Raw genomic sequence first — 17270 nt, forward strand, 5'->3', positions numbered from 1 at the left:
GGGGAAAAAATGAAAAAAAGAGTAATGACTTTCGGGATGATACTTGTTTTTCTCTTAACCCTCGTACCTGTTACACAGGTGTTTGGAGCTGAAAGTGAGAATCAATATAAGTCAAATGGAGAAGTTTCATTCTATGGTGAATATATTTATCCTTCAGAACCGGATAAAGAAAAACCACCAATTAGTGGGAATGGAACTAGCAATCTACCCGATACAGGGAAAACACCTCAGCAGACACTTCCACAAGCTGGAGATCGCTTTGAAGTTTTCAATCTTGTTCTGGGTATTTGCTTGATAGGATTAGCAGGACAAGTCGTTTATTATTTAACTAAAAAAAATAACATAGCACACGGAGGAAAAATAACATGAAATTAACTAAATTAGTAACAACATCAGCAATTGTTTTAGCAACATTGGTAGGAAGCTCATCAGCAGCATTAGCTGCAGAATACAAATCAAATGGATCTGTTGAATTTATTGAAAACACTGATCCAACAAATCCAGTTGATCCAACAGACCCAACAGTACCGGTTGACCCAATTGACCCAACAGATCCAGAAGGTCCAAACCCAGGAACAGCTGGTCCTCTAAGTATTGATTTTGCTTCAAGCGTTGTTTTTGGTAAAAATAAAATTTCAAATGCAAACCAAACGTACTTTGCAGATGCTCAAGAATTAAAAGATGGCCGTTTTGTACCTAACTATGTTCAAGTTACAGATACACGTTCAGGTAACTTAGGTTGGACATTAACGGTTCAACAAGAAGGACAATTTACTAATGCTACAGCTGCTAATAAAGTATTAACAGGTTCAGTAATTAAATTAGCTAACGGTGCGGTTTCTAGTAGCTCAACTTCACCAGCAGCAGTTGCAGCGCCAACAATTACATTAGATCCATCAGGAGCATCATCAACAGTAATGAGCGCAACAGCAGGTTCAGGTTGGGGAACATGGTTAAACTACTTTGGTGATGTAACCGAAGAAACGATTGCTGAAGACGAAGTTGTCCAAAAAAATAAAGCTATTACCTTAGATGTACCAGGTAGCACACCTAAGGATGCAGTCCAATACAAAACTGAATTAACTTGGACTTTATCAGATACACCAGGTAACGTTTAATTAAGGGTTAAGGCAACAAAAAAATAAAAACATAAAAAATGAAAAGAGGAAATTAAAAATGAAAATGACAAAATTAGTAACATCAGGAGCAGTATTAATTAGCGTAATCGCTTTAGGAAGTGCAACAGTTTCAGCAGCAACTGCAGGAACAAAAGCAACAAACGGAACAGTTAAATTTATTACAGATACAGATATCACAAATCCAGTTGATCCATTAGATCCAGAAAAACCAGTTACTCCAGTTGACCCAGTTGATCCAGAAAAACCAGTTGATCCAGGTACTGCCGGACCATTAAGTATTGATTTTGCTTCACCGTTATACTTTGGCGAACAAAAAATCTCAACTGTTGATAAAGTTTATACAGCAGATGCTCAACCATTATCAGATTCAACAACTCGTCCTAACTACGTGCAAGTAACAGATAAACGTGGTGGTGAACAAGGATGGACTTTACAAGTCAAACAAGATGGTCAATTTGCAACAGCTGATGACAACGAATTAGTTGGTGCTTCAATTACTTTTGCAAATGGTGAAGCTATTACAGGTTCTGCCTCTGCAATTCCATCAATCTTAACAACTGGTTTTAGCTTAGTTCCAGATGGAACAGGTGCTGCACAAGTTGTTATGGCAGCTAAAGCTGGTGAAGGTGCCGGTACTCAAATCTATCGTGCTGGAGATGACGCAACTAAAGCAAGTAGTATCAGCTTATCTGTACCAGGTAAAACAATTAAGTATCAAGACACTTATACAACTTCTCTAACTTGGACATTAACTGACGTACCAGGCGCAGAGTAAAAACAATAAACGAACGAAGCAACAGATTGGGAATTCGTTCTCAATCTGTCTGTGTTAAAAAAATAGAATTCAGATTAAGAGACTAAGGGTAAATTCCCAGTCTCTTAATTTTAGCATAACCATATAGGAGGTCATTATGAAAAAATATCTAAATCTAGTAGCCATTCTGACAGTTGTTACAATGAGCTTTTTTAGTCTGGGCGGAATTACAGCAAATGCTGCAGAATTAAACTTTGCCGTTACACCAACAATTCCAGAGAATCAAGTCGATAAAACCAAAACGTTTTTTGATTTATTAATGGAACCTGAAAAGGAACAAACGGTGGAAGTCCAATTACGAAATGATACGGATAAGGATGTAATAGTTGAAACACAAGTAAATTCAGCTAAGACAAACTTAAACGGTGTAGTCGAATATGGTAAAACAAAAGCGAAGCAAGATAGTACCTTAAAATATAATTTAGCTGATTTAGTAGAAGTTGATTCTGAAGTAACGATTCCAGCACAAGATGGAGTGACGTTACCTTTAAAAATAAAAATGCCAAAAGAAAGCTTTTCGGGAATTTTAGCAGGTGGAATTAGTTTTAAAGAAAAAGATACAGGTGAAAAACAAGAGGCTGATGGCGAAGGTATTGCTATCCAAAATAAATATGCATACATTGTAGGGATTGTTTTACGTGTTGATCCAGCTGAAATTCAACCAGATATGTTGTTAACAAAAGTCGCGCCTGCACAAGTTAATGCACGAAATGTGGTTAATGCTAATCTTCAAAATCCAACAGCGATGTTTATTAATCAATTAAAAGTATCGGCTCAAGTGACACGTCAAGGCAGCAAAGATGTTCTATTTTCTTCAAAAAAAGAAAATATGCAAATGGCACCCAATTCTAATTTTGATTATCCAATTGCTTTAAGTGGAAAGAAAATGGAAGCTGGCAAGTATACAGTCAAATTAATAGCAGAATCAAAAGGTGAAAAATGGGAGTTTGAAAAAGATTTTGAAATAGATGCAGATACCGCTAAAAAATTCAATGCACAAGATGTGACAATTGAAGAAGATAACACTTGGCTTTATATTTTAATTGGAGTAGGTCTAATCTTATTAGCAATCGTGCTTATTTTCATTATTATGTACCGACGCAAAAAGAAAAAAGAAGCTGAAGCTAGAAGAAAAGCAGCAAATCGTAAACGTCGTAAAAGAAAAGCTCAAAGTAAACCGAAATAATAGGAGTTGAAAATTGAAGTGAAGAAGAAAAGAACGCGATGGCAAGAAATTATTCTCGTCATCAGCAGTATCTTATTATTAATTGCAGGTCTAACTTTAGTAAGTGGGCCATGGATTAAAAGTGCTTTAATTTCCAACTACTCTTATGATTATACAAGAGAGACAATCACTAGTAGTAAGATACAAGAAAACCAGTCAACACTAGGTGAATTTGATTATGCTGCTGTGGTGCCACCAAGCTTAGTCGATGTTCTAGCTGCTATGAATACAGATTATTCAGACCAAGTCATTGGACAATTGACAATTAAAAGCTTGTCCATGAACCTGCCTATCTTAAAAGGCACAACAAATGATAATTTGTTAATTGGGGCAGGAACTATGCAAGAAAATCAAGTCATGGGAATGGGAAATTATACCTTGATTGGACACCATATGCAAGATAAGAGTTTGTTATTTGGACCTTTGCTAAAAATCAAAGAAGGAGCGATTATTCAATTAAACGACCAAGAAATATTGTATACATATCAAGTTCAAACGACTAAAATCGTTTCTGAAACTGATATGAGTGTTTTAGCAGATGTTGGAGATAATCGATTGACATTAATTACATGCGATGTGTCATCGGCGACAAATCAACGTTTTGTAGTAGTTGCTACATTAGTTGAAAAAAATAATTTGAATCAAAAAAATGTGAATACCCATGAACCCAAAAATAATACAGAAATAATGTCTAAAAATGTTCAAGAGTATCAAGAAGTGGTAAGCTTAACACAAAAGCATGAAAAAAGAAGTATTTCTGTTATTTTAATAGGGATACTGATTCTTTTGTTTTTAGGTTGTTTACTATTTTTTATAAGAAAACACTATAGACAATTAGAACATTAAAATTTTAGGGGTGGGCATTTTGAGAAATTTATTAAATAGAGAAGATGGGAAAAAAGTTTCCTTATTCAGATTTATTGAAGAATGTACACAACAAACAGCTTCATTTTCAGCAATTATGCACGAACTGGAAATTTCAGAATTTGTTTTGTTGAGAACGGCAGAAAATCTGAGTAAAGATATTGAGTTAAATGATTTAACACCACATTTTAGTCTTACTATTTCTCGAACACACAAAACGATTACATTAAAAAAAGATTCAGATGCATCAATCAGTATGTTGTATATCATTTATATAAAAAATTCGCTAAGCTATAACATTTTAGTGGATATTTTAAATGGTAAATTTGTTAGTATGACCGATTTTGGTGAATTTAATTTTGTGAGTTATTCAGCTGTGCATAAAAAAATTCAAGAAGTCAAAAAAGAGCTAGCAAACTATCAAGTACGTTTATCTTCTAAGTATGAGCTAATTGGAGACGAAATAAAAATTAGGATGTTTTTTTATCATCTCTATTACCCTAGATTTAATCAATTAAATTTCCCTTTTGAGGCAAAGTATGAAAAATTAACCCAACAATTTATTCGATTATTTGAAAATCATCTTGATCATTCGATTCAAGAGACACTTAAAACAAAAATAAACTTCTTTTTAAGTATCAGTTTAAAAAGAATCAATATGAAAAATTATTTAACATCCAATGCTAGAATTGAGCGTACCAGATATACATTTAATCATGAACATCCTTTATTTCAAATGGTTTACGAGTTCCTAGAAAAGGAATATCGTCTTTTAAAAAGAGAGGCCTTAATCAGTGAATCAGAATCAATTGTGGCTTTTCTAGTGGGTGAATCAGGTGTTAGAAGGACAGAGTATAGCCCATTAGAAGATATTGTGGAAGTTCAAGATAATCTAACACCCTTATTTGTTCATGAGTTTGAAGATCAGTTTAAGAATAAAGTTGAGAAAGCGCAGCATGATCTTTTGATTCAGGAATTGAGTGTATTGCATTTTAAACTTTATTACTTTAAAAAAGTTCAACCAGTTTTTGGAGATTTATTAAATATGGAGTTCCTTGAAGAAACCTATGCAGATGCATTTAAATTTTGTGTAGAGTTTATTGGGAGGTTACCTGATAAGAAAGAGTATAAATTATTAACCTCTAATGAAAATTTTGTTTTCCACCAATACTTATTTTTAATTGTCCAAATTTTTCCTTCAAAATTTTTTATGGAAACTATTTATGTTTGTTTAGATTTCTCATTAGGGAACTACTACACAAATATTATTGAAACAAATTTAAAAAGCTTTAATTTTTTTAATATAGAAGTGACATCTTATGTTCATGAAAAGACAGACTTATTCATTTCAGATTATATTTATAAAAATATTAAGTTGCCAAGTTTAGTTTGGAATATGCCACCAACAGCTAAAGATTGGGCAAATGTTGGAGAATTTTTAGTTCGAATCAAAAATGAAAAAGCGGAGAAGGTGATAAAGTGAAATGGAGACAAAGTAAATTTCGTTTTTTGAAAAATTGTATTTTATATAGTGGGATTTTTTCTATGACTATTTTATATTCAACAGAACTATCTCCCCCGGCTTTTGCGGATCCTGTTAATGAAAGCAGTCAACTTATTGAGAGTCAATCTGAGCAGGAAAAACACCCGACTATTAGTGGCGCAGTGGGGCCTTTAAATCCCTTAAATCCTGAAGAATCAGTGGAACCAATTGATTCCGTGGATCGTCAAAAAAAAGCAGTAGAAGAAAAGAGGAGCGAACCTAGCGAAATTGAATTAATTCATCCAGAAAGTGATTTAGAAGGAATTCCTGATGGATCAAAAGCTATAAAAATAACCGATTTAGATGATTTACACAAAAATAAAAAGAAAAAAAATGTCCATCTAAATCAAGTTTACATTGATGAAAATATGCCCTTACCATCTGAACCTTTTCCAAATGGTAAAGGGAAAAAAACAACGGAAATGGCCTACATTGAGGAAGTGTTCTCAGAATTTTCAGGAGTCGTTTTCTTTGGAGTTAAGCAACGATAAAAATGAAATAAGTCAGGTGAGAAAATGCTAGCAGAAACAGATAAAATCATTTATCGTAAAATCCAACTATTGAAAGTATTAGATGCTTCAAATGATTATCTTAAAACAGTTGATCTAGCCAATTTTCTTGATTTAAGTTTAAAAACTGTTCAGAAAGAATTGGAGTCGTTAATAGAAGATTTAAAAAATTCTAGTTATGCAGTTAAGCTTGAAAAAGTAGGAAACTTATATCGATTCATAAAAAAAAGCTCGGTCAATATGGATTTGATTTACTTAGATTTTAAAAGAGAGTCTATTTATTTCTATCTAATGAGGAAAGCTGTCTTTAGAAAAACTATTAAAGAAAAAAAAGAAATCGATTATTTCTATAGCGCCAGTCATTTATATAAAAATAAGCGTATCTTTAAAACGTATTTAATGAATTACGGTTTAGAGTTAGATTTAAGTACATTGTCAATTGAAGGCAATGAAATCAATATACGATTTTTATATTTTCAATTTTTCTGGGAGAATTATCGAGGTGTAGAGTGGCCATTTGATACTATTGATCGTCAAGAGCTCATTAGAGAGATTGAACAACTAGATACTTTTCTATTTAAGAGCATGACAGAAATTGAAAAAGAACAATTTTTGTATTGGGTAGCTATTATTAAAATCCGTGCTAGCAATGATCAATTATTAATAGAAAATCGAGTTAAATTGAATCAAGTGATGTTTAAAGATATGCAAGAATTTCAACAAATAGTGGCTAAAACAATCGGAGTAATTGAAAAAACGACTCTTCATTCGGAAGCTGTGTATCTCTATTTCGCATATACTTTAACAACAGAATCAACCTTTTATAAGCAGCAATTATTAGCTGATTTAGAAAAAGATAACAAAAATTTTCAAATTCATAAAATGGTAAGAGAATTAACTACTAAATTTAGTCAAAAATTTAGTTTGAATACTCATACAAATTACGTAGACGTTTATTTTTCAATCTATAAATTATTTGTTTGTGAGAGTATCTATCAGGGCAGTTTGAGAGAGTACGAGTCAAGGAATCTATTTGAATCAGGCATCATAAAACAATACGAAAAAGAGTTTGCCTTATTTTATCCGGAAGTAATGAAGAATTATGGGAAGAAATATAGCGAAAATAGATACCTCTACCAAAGAGTTTTATTTTTATTTAGCACCTTAATTGAAGAAAGTAGCTACCGACCACAAATAAATATAAAAATTTTATCTAGTGGTGGTGCTATAGAAGAATTACTGTTAACTAAAAAAGTTCAGTCTTTAGCAAATAATATTGCCATTAAAGATTCTAATGCCAAAGATTTGGATATTATTGTCAGTGATTGTATGGTAAATAATACCGAAAATGATTTAGTATTTTATTGGAATTTGCAGCCAACAGAAAAAGAGTGGGAAGCTTTAGCTAGAAGAATAGCCGAAATTGAGCAAGATAAGGAACTGAGAATTCCTCTTGTTACGAATTGAAAAAGTAAAGGAGAATGGATGGATGAAGAAACCAGTAGTTGAATTAGAAAAATATATCATCTATAATATTCGCTTTATAGTAGAATCAGAATTTATTAGACAGATTGAAAAAAATATTGTTTGTCCAGTTGATTACAACCACGAAGATGTTGAGCAACTAATTTATAAAAAGTTTAATCAAGTCAAGGAAGTTGTAAAAATAAATAAGCTGGAAGAATGTACCAAGTTAGGCTCAAAAATAGCGTTAGTTGGTGATAGAGTATGAAGATCGAACAGCATTGGGATGATGTTGATTTATATGTTGTTGTTTATACAAGCCATCTAGATGAAAGTGAAGTCCAAAGCACGATGATTATCGTCCCACCAGAATCGGAAGATAAATTAATTCGAGAAAAAATTCACGCGACTTTTTCAGAAATTAAAGAAATTCGACAACTTGAATATTTTTCAGAAGCCCTGTATTTAAAAAATTGAGTACGCAAGTTAGAGTAAAAATAAGTGTATCTAGACTTATTTTTACTCTGTTTTGTTACATAGGAAAATAATAATCATAACGATAACTGTAAAGTAAGGGATATTCTTTGGGGATTTAATCAAAATAAGGTAAAATAAAGCTATAAAAAATAGTCTTATTGATGGGAATTTAGTCAATCAATTAAGAGCGAACTAAAGAAATGAATTGATAGGCGAGGGATTCTCACAAAAAAAGAATTTGATTCACAAAAGAAAAAATTACTAGGTAACTAACTAGTAAAATAAAACGTAAGAAGAAAGAGGGAGCCTCATGACAATTGGGATTTATTTGAACTTTAAGGACAACACAAAGGAAGTTATTCATTTTTATGAAAAGGTGTTTGGTTCAAAATGTACAGATTTAATGACATATGGGCAACAACCAGATGAGTCCACTCATGAACTAGATGAAAAAACAAAAGGTTTAGTCATGAATGCTAGTTTAGAAATTGAGGGTGATACAGTTATGTTTTCTGATGTACCTGATTTCATGGGAATGGATTTCATTCCAGGAAACAATGTGACATTAGTTTTAGAAACAAAAGACTCAGAAAAATTAACAGCCTACTTTAATGGTTTATTAGAAGGGGCAACAAAAGTAATGCCTTTACAAAAAACATTTTGGTCAGATAGTTTTGGACAACTAACTGATAAATTTGGGATTTCTTGGTCTTTTAATTTAACTAAATAAATTATTATAGAAAAAAAGAGCTAGGTATGTGGAGTTAATTCCGCTTACCTAGCTTCTTATATAATGTCATTAATGGTTTGGGACTATTTCTTTACGTCTCCAACTTTTTTCTCAACTTTACCTTTTAATTTTTGCGCTTTGCCTTCAGCTTCTTTTTCAAGATTATTTGTTACTTTACCAAATAATTCTTTCGCTTCGCCGGCTACTTCATCTTTCAATCCTTTTGCTTTATCTTTAAAATCAGTCATAGTGTATTCCTCCTAAATTTTTTAGTTAATTTGAAAATAGGTTACTTACGGGTGGACTAATCTGGGACGAGAAAAATTGTTCCAAAGATGCGAGAAAGTATATCAAAAATATGAACTACTAGTGCTAATTAAAGAATAAATGATTTCGTAAATAAAATCAACCAATAGCCCTTTTTGTTATTTAATTAAGTAAAAAATGCTGGAAAAATGAATTAAAGTAAGGATTTTAATCCATGCGCTTAATCTTTAAAACGATTTATGCTAGAATAGAAAAAGACAGAATGAATTAAAGGAGCTAAATTATGAAAATTTTAGCAATCGATACGTCCAATCAAGTCATGAGTGTTGCGGCGATCGAAAATCAACGAATTGTTGGAGAATTCACAACAAATATAAAAGGGAATCATAGCCAACGGTTAATGCCCGCTATTACAGATTTAATGGAAGCTGTTGAATGGACACCAGCTGAACTACATCGAATTGCTGTAGCGAAAGGTCCTGGTTCATACACCGGTTTACGTATTGGGGTGACGATTGCGAAGACTTTAGCCTGGACATTAAAAAAAGAACTTGTAGGAATCTCTAGTTTAGAAGTTTTAGCTGGCAATTGCCAAGGGGCTAATCACTATATCGTACCCATGATGGATGCTAGACGTGGGAATGTCTATACGGGTTTATATCGTTGGGACCAAGAGGCAGAACAATTGCAACAAGTTGAACCTGATACTCATATAGCACTTGCTGACTGGGTCAAGTTTTTAAAAACTAAAGAGGGGACTTTTGAATTTGTCGGAACGGATTGGGCGATTCATGAAGAAACCATCAAAGACGCATTAGGTGATTGTGCTAGTGAAGTAGCTGCTCAAAATCAATTGCCACGAGCAGGTGTTTTAGGTTTACTAGCTGAGAAGGCAGAACCTGTTGATAGTCATACCTTTGTGCCTGACTATTTAAAATTAGCAGAAGCAGAAGAAAATTGGCGTGCTGCCCATCCTAATCAGTTGGAGGAAAGCTATGTTGAAAAAATTTAGAAATTGGTTAACAGCCAGCGCAGACGAAGAAGAGGCTGAAAATCAACGCAAACGTTGGACTCGACTAACGGAGCGGGTTGAATTACAACAAACTGATTTTCCTTTAAATGAAGAAGAGGTGGCTGTTTTATCTATTGGAACAGCTGAAGATATTCCTGATCTATTAGAAATTGAGCGCTTAAGCTATCATGGTGAAACACCTTGGAATCAAAAAGCGTTTGAGCATGAAATGAAAAATAATCGAAATGCTCTTTACTTAGTTTTGCGCGTTTATGATGTTGCAATCGGGTTTATTGGTTCGTGGTTTGTCGAAGGTGAAGCTCATGTGACGAATATTGCGATAATTCCTAATTACCGTCGCTATGGATTAGCTAGTTTTTTAATGGAACAGATGCGTCATTTAGCGGAAGCAGATCATAATCAATTATTTAGCCTTGAAGTACGTATGTCAAATACAGGGGCACAAGAATTGTATCGCAAATTAGGATTTAAAGATGGCAAAATAAAAAAAGCCTACTATTCAGAGGATCATGAAGATGCTCTTGAAATGAGTTTGGTTTTAAAAGGACATAAAAAAAGTGGAGAATGAAAAATACAAAAAAAAACAAATAGAGATTGACTATCGTTTTTCATCCATTGAAGAAACGAGCTACACTGCTAAAGATTTATTTAATTTAGCAGAAGTAAGCTATCCCCATGGTTCTCCTTGGAGCACAGAGACATTTAAAAAAGATTTAAAACAACCTTATGTGCAGTACGAAATCATTTGCTTAGGCACTGAATTGCTTGGTTTTATTGGTTATCGTCAATTATTTGATGAGGTCGAATTAACCAATATCGCTGTGCATCCAAAAGTTCAAGGGCAAGGCTTAAGCCAAGCATTTTTAGTCCAATGGATAAAAAAATTGCACCAAGCTAGAGTCATTCATTTAGAAGTGAGGAAAAGCAATCAAGTAGCCATTCATGTCTATAAAAAAGTGGGTTTTAAACTGATTAATATTCGACAAGACTATTACGATTACCCTGTTGAAGATGCAGTTATTATGAATTTAGAAATTAAGGAAGAGTGAGGCAAATGCCAATAAAAAGAAATTTAATCTTAGCCATAGAAACGAGCTGTGATGAGACAAGTGCGGCTGTCGTTGAAAATGGTCACATTTTATTATCAAATATTATTGCTTCCCAAATTAAGAGCCACATGCGATTTGGTGGAGTTGTACCGGAAATTGCTAGCCGTCACCATGTTGAGCAGATTACCCAATGTATTGAAGAGGCAATGGTCGAAGCTGATGTTGATTACTCAGATTTGACAGCAGTTGCCGTCACTGAAGGTCCTGGTTTAGTCGGTGCCTTATTAATTGGGGTGAATGCGGCTAAAGCAATTGCCTACGCCCACAATCTACCACTGATTCCAGTCAACCATATGGCTGGACATATTTACGCTAATCGTTTAATTCAGCCACTAGTCTTTCCACTATTAGCCTTAGTAGTTAGTGGTGGGCATACTGAATTAGTTTATATGTCTGCTGACGGGGAGTATCAAATTATTGGTGAAACTCGTGACGATGCGGCAGGTGAAGCCTACGATAAAGTGGGTCGTGTTTTAGGACTTACCTATCCAGGTGGAAAAAGAATTGATGAAATGGCGCACTTAGGTGAAGATACCTTTCATTTTCCGCGCGGCATGATTCGTGAAGATAATTATGATTTTAGTTTTAGCGGACTAAAAAGTGCTTTTATCAACACGGTTCACAATGCTGAGCAAAAAGCTGAGCTACTAAATAAAAATGATTTAGCGGCAAGTTTTCAAGCTAGTGTTGTCGATGTCTTACTCACTAAAACCTTACGAGCAGCGAAAGAGTTAGACATTAAGCAGTTGGTTTTAGCTGGTGGAGTAGCTGCCAACAGAGGTTTACGAGAAGGACTTGTTGACATGATGGCCAAGGAGTTACCAGATGTGGAACTTATTATCCCACCACTCTCATTATGTGGCGATAATGCCGGAATGATTGGAGCAGCAGCTTATGTTTCTTATCAAAAAGGTGAGTTTGCTGATTATCAATTAAATGCCCAACCAGGATTATCATTTGAAATGGTTTAATCGAAAAAGATGGAGCTAAAACTAGCTCTGTCTTTTTTTCTGTATTTTTATTAAAAATAACATTTAAACGGTAAAAAATGACAATAGCCACTCTAATTTAGTATTTTCTTTATATCCTCAATAGGAGACAAAAAAGCGGAGGTAAAAAAATGAAGAAGACAAATAAAATTATTGTGATTATCGGAGTTTTAATCGTGGGAGTACTTGGTGGGATGGGCGCATTTGCTTATAAAATGTATAGTGATGTGACAAATGTAACGGATAAAATTCATAATGAGGTCTCAACAGAAAAAAAACGCGAAGAAAAAGTTAAAGTTAGCCGAGAAGATCCCTTTTCGATTGCCTTATTAGGGATTGATACAGGCGATTTTGGACGAGTTGACCAAGGTCGTTCGGATTCTGTGACTGTTTTAACTGTAAATCCTAAAACAAAACAAACCAAAATTTTAAGTGTCCCTCGTGATACGTATACGGAAATCAGTGGCTTTAATAAAAAAGACAAAATTGCCCATGCTTATGCTTTTGGAGGAATTGAAACAGCCTTAAATACGCTGCAAAATTTATTAGACATTCCGATTGATTACTATATTAGTATTGATATGGGAGCTGCCGAAAAAATTATTGATGCAATAGGAGGCGTTGACGTGAACTCGCCGTTAGCCTTTGAATTAGACGGCATCGCCTTTAAAAAAGGCCCAGCACATTTAAATGGAGAAGAAGCCCTAGCCTATACAAGAATGCGCTATGATGATCCTAAGGGGGATTATGGCCGACAAGCACGTCAAAGAGAAGTATTAGAAAATATCATTAAAGAGGGTGCGACCCTTTCAAGTTTAATGAAATATAAAGACGTATTAACGGTTATTGAAGACAACATGAAAACAAATCTCTCCATTGATGAGATGTTTGAGATTCAAAAAAACTATCGTTCCGCAGCTGATACAATTGAGCAAGTCCAATTGGTGGGTGAAGGTGAGATGTTAAATGAGGTTTCATACGAAATGATTCCCCAAGATGAAATTGAACGTGTATCGACAATTCTTAAAAATGAACTGGATATTTAACTCTAATTAAATGAAAAAGGACTGAGAATAATTGATTCTCAGTCCTTTTTTCTGTTAAACATCGCCAAGTTTTTCTAAAGCTAAGCTCTGTTCTTCCCACTCATTCATAGATGTTTCATTTTTTACTTTCAATTCTTGTAAAATCTGATTAATTTCTTGAACTTTAACATGATTTCCAAATACTTCAGGTAAGGTTAATTGATTCTCTAAGTCTTGAATAGTCGATTCTAACTCAGCCATTTCAGTTTCTAAGGCTTCAATTCGTCTCGTTAATTGACGAATCAACTTTTGTTCTTCTTTGCCAATTTGATAATGTTTTTTTGTTCCAGCATTTAGTTCAGTAGGCGCTACTTGAGAGATGTTTTTCAATTGTTCCTCTTCTGCCAAAAGACGTAATTCTTCTTCCTCAGCCTTCTTCTCTAAATAATAATCATAATCACCTAAATAAAGTTTACTTCCAGTTTCCGATAACTCTACAACAGTCGTCGCAATTCGGTTGATAAAATAGCGATCATGGGAAACAAATAGTAGCGTCCCAGGAAACTCAATTAAAGCATCCTCTAAAACTTCTTTACTATCAATGTCTAAATGGTTTGTAGGCTCATCTAAAATCAGAAAATTATCTTTCTCCATTGAAAGCTTAGCCAATGCTAGACGAGCTTTTTCACCACCACTTAAACTAGTTACTGATTTTTCAACATCTTCACCAGAAAATAAGAAGCTACCTAAAATGCTGCGAATATCTTTTTCTGGAGTTAAGGGATGAGCATCCCATAGTTCAGCTAAAACAGTTTTAGTCGAGTTTAAATTTGCTTGTTCTTGGTCATAATAGCCCACTTCAACATTGGCCCCAAAGCGTTTTTCGCCTTGAATTAACGGAATATCATCTACTAAAGATTTAAGCAAAGTTGATTTCCCAATCCCATTGGGACCCACTAAAGCGACTGCGTCTAGTTTACGAATATCTAATTGAATCGGTGCTGAAATAATTTTATTGTCATATCCAACAGCTGCATCATTAACCGTTAAAACAACATTTCCGCTTTCCTTAGCTGGTTGAAATTTGAAGCGAGCTGACTTTTCATCCCCTTTAGGCTTATCTAAACGGTCCATCTTTTCTAATTGCTTACGCCGACTTTGAGCCCGTTTTGTTGTCGTTGCTCGGACTAAATTTCGGGCGACAAAATCTTCTAATTTCGCAATTTCAGTTTGTTGTTTTTCAAACTCTTTCCATTCTCGTTCTAAATTTGCAGCTTTTTGATCTAAATATTTTGTATAATTGCCTTTATAGTGAGTCATTTTTTGTCGACTAAGTTCATAGACTTCATTCACAACTTTGTCTAAAAAATAGCGATCATGAGACACAATCAATAGTGCACCTTTATAAGTTTGCAAATAATCTTCTAGCCAATTTAAAGTGGCAATATCTAAATGGTTCGTCGGTTCATCCAAGACTAGTAAATCTCTTTTTTCCAATAACAATCGAGCTAATGCCAGACGCGTTTTTTGACCACCAGAAAGTTGTGTAATACTTTTTGTGTAATCCTGTTCAAAAAAACGAAAACCATGTAAAACAGAGCGAATTTCAGCTTCAAAACCAAATCCATTGGCTGAACTAAAATCATGTTGCAATTGATCATAATCATCTAAGACTTTTTGGTAGGCTTCAGAATTCGCTAGTAACTCAGGTTCACCTAATTTTTCTTCTAATAGATGCATGCGTTTTTCCATTTGGAGCACAGGTTCAAAAACAGTCAGCATTTCGTCCCAAATAGTTTTATCAGAATCTAAACCAGTATGTTGCGCTAAATAACCAACAGTCACAGCTTTGCCTTTAGCAATCTTACCAGCATCTGGATCTTCAAGTCCGACAATCATTTTTAATAAAGTTGTTTTCCCCGCACCGTTTCGACCAACTAAAGCAATTCGCGAAGTATCTTGAATTTCTAATTGAATATTTTCAAAGAGCACGTCAGCACCAAAATGACGTGCTACTTGTTGAGTTTGTAATAAAATCATAGTAGTATCCTTTCTTATAACAGCTTCATCCCTAGTGTAGCATAGATTGCAGACGGATAAAATTGAAATCCAGAGATTTTAAAGAGAAGTTTGCTACAAAAAGTGATTCACAAGCAAAGCCTTGTGAATTTAATGAATAGATTGTGACATGTGAATTCAGTTATTCCCAAGCAGATAACTGGTAATATAATGAAAGCATGCTATAATAAATTTGTTCATTACTTATTATGCGATTGTGAAGCTTCGTAATTTGTAGTGGATATTGTGAACTAAACACAAACTAGTTTCAGCAAATAAATACAAATGATTAATGGAGGAAAAAAAATGTCTACTCAAAAAATACCTAAGGCAACAGCAAAACGTTTGCCTATTTATTACCGTTACTTACGTTTCTTGAATGATGCAGGGAAAGATCGTGTCTCTTCAACAGAGTTAAGCGATGCTGTTAAAGTTGATAGCGCAACAATTCGTCGTGATTTCTCCTATTTCGGTGCTCTTGGAAAAAGAGGTTATGGTTATGATGTTGAAGATCTATTGAACTTCTTTAGTAAAACCTTGAACCAAGATCGTTTAACAAATGTTGCTTTAATTGGAGTGGGAAACTTAGGCCATGCATTATTAAACTATAATTTCCACCAAAGTAATAACACTAGAATTAGTGCAGCCTTTGATATCGATGAAAAATTAGTTGGAACAATTGCTAGTGGTGTTCCTGTTTATCCTATGAGTGAAATGGTGGAACAATTAAAATTACAACAAATTGAAGTCGTGATTTTAACTGTCCCAGCTCCTGTGGCTCAAGAAACAGTCAACCAATTAGTGGATGCAAATGTTAAGGGAATTATGAACTTTACACCATTAAGAATTTCTGTACCAGATGATATTCGCGTACAAAATGTTGATTTGACGAATGAACTACAAACTTTAATTTATTTCTTAGATCATTATACAGCTGATGATATGACAGAAGAAGAATAATAAATAAATAAAAAAAGCAGCAAACCTATTTAGGTTTGTTGCTTTTACTAATTTGTAGATAAATTTGGAGCATTTTTGTCGCACGAACAAAATCATTAGTGGCAATTAAAACACAAAGGATTGTAAAAAATCCCCAGCCAGAAGTTGAGACAAAATCAACAGCAAACCAAATGAATACAGCGGCTAAAATATAATTGAAAATAATTTGAATGAAAAACCCGTTTTTACTCATTGAACTAAAAATTCCTTTCTGTTAAAACCCAAAGTTAAGAGAAACTTCTAAATAGAATTAAATTAGACTTAAAATCACTGCAATTGTATTCATTAATACATGGGCAATAATAGGTGTGGCGATATTTTTGGTTTTCGTATATAAAAAGCAAAAGACCAAGCCCATTGTTGAATAAACTAAAAAATGACCATCCATATGCACAAAAGCGAATAATAGGGAGCTAATTACAGCAGCGCCAACAGCTCCACTTAAATCAAAGAAAAAACCAAAAATAACTTTACGAAAAACAAACTCTTCCATAATAGGACCAAATAAAACAGTCGTCAATAAAAATAAAGGATACTTGTTGATAATCGCAAAAATTTCAGCTGAATTTTGTGAAGCAATAGTTTGCTGAAATAAATGAACTTCAATAAATTGTGCTAATTTTTGCATAATTATTGCGGCAAAAACACCGATAATTCCCCAAGTAATAGCCTGTTTAAGCGAAAGTGATTTTTGCAAAGTAATGCTGTTCCGAATAGTTGATTTTCGATTCAATTGTATCATTATAAGAGTACCTAAAGCAAAAAATAATAACGTTCCATAGACTACGAATTCAATTTTCAGCTGTTTAGGCGCAATTTGTGCCAATAAAACCGGTAGAAGTTGAGCGAGAAGATACGTGAATAGTATCGCAATGGATGTATGTTTAATGGTTAATTTCAATAGTATAATCCTCTTTAGTCAAAATTTTAACTGCTTAGTGAATTTTGTTTCTTCCTTTATAGCAATCAATTTTATTAGTATAGCATATTATGAAATCACGTGTTTTAAAATTTGTTTTTTTTAA

The 17270-nt window shown here is 33.8% G+C and carries 21 protein-coding genes; 17 read left to right on the top strand and 4 right to left on the bottom strand.

Translation table 11 applies throughout. The features are described 5' to 3' along the window. The first annotated feature begins 9 nt into the window (after window positions 1-9). From BR77_RS14755 to BR77_RS14805, 11 genes are all read left to right on the top strand, one after another. Window positions 10-369, top strand: coding sequence for an EF2685/EF0750 family sortase-dependent surface protein (locus tag BR77_RS14755; RefSeq protein WP_016356592.1), 360 nt, complete (start codon window positions 10-12; stop codon window positions 367-369). Then, window positions 366-1118, top strand: coding sequence for a WxL domain-containing protein (locus tag BR77_RS14760; RefSeq protein WP_015077257.1), 753 nt, complete (start codon window positions 366-368; stop codon window positions 1116-1118). The genes BR77_RS14755 and BR77_RS14760 overlap by 4 nt, the downstream gene beginning before the upstream one ends. A gap of 58 nt (window positions 1119-1176) precedes the next feature. Beyond that, entirely contained in the window at window positions 1177-1914 is a 738-nt protein-coding gene (locus BR77_RS14765; protein ID WP_010051459.1) for a WxL domain-containing protein, read from the top strand. Between the two features lie 136 nt (window positions 1915-2050). Beyond that, window positions 2051-3139, top strand: a complete 1089-nt coding sequence (locus BR77_RS14770) for a WxLIP family cell surface protein (protein WP_035065463.1) — start codon at window positions 2051-2053, stop codon at window positions 3137-3139. A gap of 18 nt (window positions 3140-3157) precedes the next feature. Then, a complete protein-coding gene (locus BR77_RS14775; RefSeq protein WP_015077255.1) occupies window positions 3158-4024 on the top strand; it encodes a class A sortase in 867 nt (288 codons plus the stop codon). Window positions 4025-4034: 10 nt separating this feature from the next. Then, window positions 4035-5525 carry a helix-turn-helix domain-containing protein gene (locus BR77_RS14780; protein WP_257613348.1) on the top strand — a complete coding sequence of 497 codons (1491 nt, stop codon included), beginning with the start codon at window positions 4035-4037 and terminating at the stop codon, window positions 5523-5525. 26 nt (window positions 5526-5551) lie between these two features. Then, the gene (locus BR77_RS14785; RefSeq protein ID WP_202882716.1) at window positions 5552-6076 is read left to right on the top strand and encodes a hypothetical protein; all 525 of its coding nucleotides are present in this window, start codon (window positions 5552-5554) and stop codon (window positions 6074-6076) included. A gap of 24 nt (window positions 6077-6100) precedes the next feature. Continuing rightward, window positions 6101-7561 carry an AcpB/EbpR/MafR family transcriptional regulator gene (locus BR77_RS14790; RefSeq protein WP_010051470.1) on the top strand — a complete coding sequence of 487 codons (1461 nt, stop codon included), beginning with the start codon at window positions 6101-6103 and terminating at the stop codon, window positions 7559-7561. A gap of 22 nt (window positions 7562-7583) precedes the next feature. Next, the gene (locus BR77_RS14795; protein ID WP_035065472.1) at window positions 7584-7826 is read left to right on the top strand and encodes a hypothetical protein; all 243 of its coding nucleotides are present in this window, start codon (window positions 7584-7586) and stop codon (window positions 7824-7826) included. Next, window positions 7823-8035: a hypothetical protein gene (locus BR77_RS14800; RefSeq protein WP_015077249.1), complete on the top strand. Its 213-nt coding sequence runs from the start codon at window positions 7823-7825 to the stop codon at window positions 8033-8035. The genes BR77_RS14795 and BR77_RS14800 overlap by 4 nt, the downstream gene beginning before the upstream one ends. Window positions 8036-8345: 310 nt before the next feature. After that, window positions 8346-8765 (top strand): VOC family protein, encoded by a 420-nt coding sequence (locus BR77_RS14805; protein WP_010051479.1) that lies wholly within the window; start codon window positions 8346-8348, stop codon window positions 8763-8765. Between the two features lie 83 nt (window positions 8766-8848). On the opposite strand, the gene BR77_RS14810 is transcribed toward BR77_RS14805, so the two are convergent. Next, a complete protein-coding gene (locus BR77_RS14810; RefSeq protein ID WP_010051480.1) occupies window positions 8849-9013 on the bottom strand; it encodes a CsbD family protein in 165 nt (54 codons plus the stop codon). Window positions 9014-9315: 302 nt separating this feature from the next. Here BR77_RS14810 and tsaB point away from each other — a divergent pair, with 302 nt between their 5' ends. The 5 genes from tsaB to BR77_RS14835 all read left to right on the top strand — a co-directional run bounded on the left by tsaB (window position 9316) and on the right by BR77_RS14835 (window position 13209). Then, window positions 9316-10044 carry a tRNA (adenosine(37)-N6)-threonylcarbamoyltransferase complex dimerization subunit type 1 TsaB gene (gene tsaB, locus BR77_RS14815; RefSeq protein ID WP_035065475.1) on the top strand — a complete coding sequence of 243 codons (729 nt, stop codon included), beginning with the start codon at window positions 9316-9318 and terminating at the stop codon, window positions 10042-10044. Further along, on the top strand, window positions 10028-10633 hold the full coding sequence (gene rimI, locus BR77_RS14820) for a ribosomal protein S18-alanine N-acetyltransferase (RefSeq protein ID WP_010051482.1): 606 nt from the start codon (window positions 10028-10030) through the stop codon (window positions 10631-10633). The genes tsaB and rimI (BR77_RS14820) overlap by 17 nt, the downstream gene beginning before the upstream one ends. Beyond that, window positions 10623-11114: a ribosomal protein S18-alanine N-acetyltransferase gene (gene rimI / locus BR77_RS14825; protein WP_035065478.1), complete on the top strand. Its 492-nt coding sequence runs from the start codon at window positions 10623-10625 to the stop codon at window positions 11112-11114. Before rimI (BR77_RS14820) ends, rimI (BR77_RS14825) begins: the two co-directional genes overlap by 11 nt. Before the next feature lie 11 nt (window positions 11115-11125). Beyond that, window positions 11126-12145: a tRNA (adenosine(37)-N6)-threonylcarbamoyltransferase complex transferase subunit TsaD gene (gene tsaD, locus BR77_RS14830; protein ID WP_185751424.1), complete on the top strand. Its 1020-nt coding sequence runs from the start codon at window positions 11126-11128 to the stop codon at window positions 12143-12145. 149 nt (window positions 12146-12294) lie between these two features. Then, window positions 12295-13209, top strand: coding sequence for an LCP family glycopolymer transferase (locus BR77_RS14835; RefSeq protein WP_010051485.1), 915 nt, complete (start codon window positions 12295-12297; stop codon window positions 13207-13209). A 54-nt stretch (window positions 13210-13263) separates the two neighbouring features. Here the strand turns inward: BR77_RS14835 and abc-f are convergent, their stop codons facing one another. Continuing rightward, the gene (gene abc-f, locus BR77_RS14840) at window positions 13264-15228 is read right to left on the bottom strand and encodes a ribosomal protection-like ABC-F family protein (RefSeq protein WP_035065481.1); all 1965 of its coding nucleotides are present in this window, start codon (window positions 15226-15228) and stop codon (window positions 13264-13266) included. Window positions 15229-15552: 324 nt separating this feature from the next. Here abc-f and BR77_RS14845 point away from each other — a divergent pair, with 324 nt between their 5' ends. After that, window positions 15553-16206 (top strand): redox-sensing transcriptional repressor Rex, encoded by a 654-nt coding sequence (locus tag BR77_RS14845; protein WP_010051491.1) that lies wholly within the window; start codon window positions 15553-15555, stop codon window positions 16204-16206. Between the two features lie 25 nt (window positions 16207-16231). Here BR77_RS14845 and BR77_RS14850 read toward each other — a convergent pair whose 3' ends face one another. Both BR77_RS14850 and BR77_RS14855 read right to left on the bottom strand, forming a co-directional pair. After that, entirely contained in the window at window positions 16232-16438 is a 207-nt protein-coding gene (locus tag BR77_RS14850; protein ID WP_015077243.1) for a YdiK family protein, read from the bottom strand. A gap of 57 nt (window positions 16439-16495) precedes the next feature. Then, window positions 16496-17146 (bottom strand): CPBP family intramembrane glutamic endopeptidase, encoded by a 651-nt coding sequence (locus BR77_RS14855; protein WP_035065484.1) that lies wholly within the window; start codon window positions 17144-17146, stop codon window positions 16496-16498. Window positions 17147-17270: the final 124 nt, after the last annotated feature.

Source organism: Carnobacterium maltaromaticum DSM 20342 (assembly GCF_000744945.1).
In the GTDB taxonomy this organism is placed as follows: domain Bacteria; phylum Bacillota; class Bacilli; order Lactobacillales; family Carnobacteriaceae; genus Carnobacterium; species Carnobacterium maltaromaticum.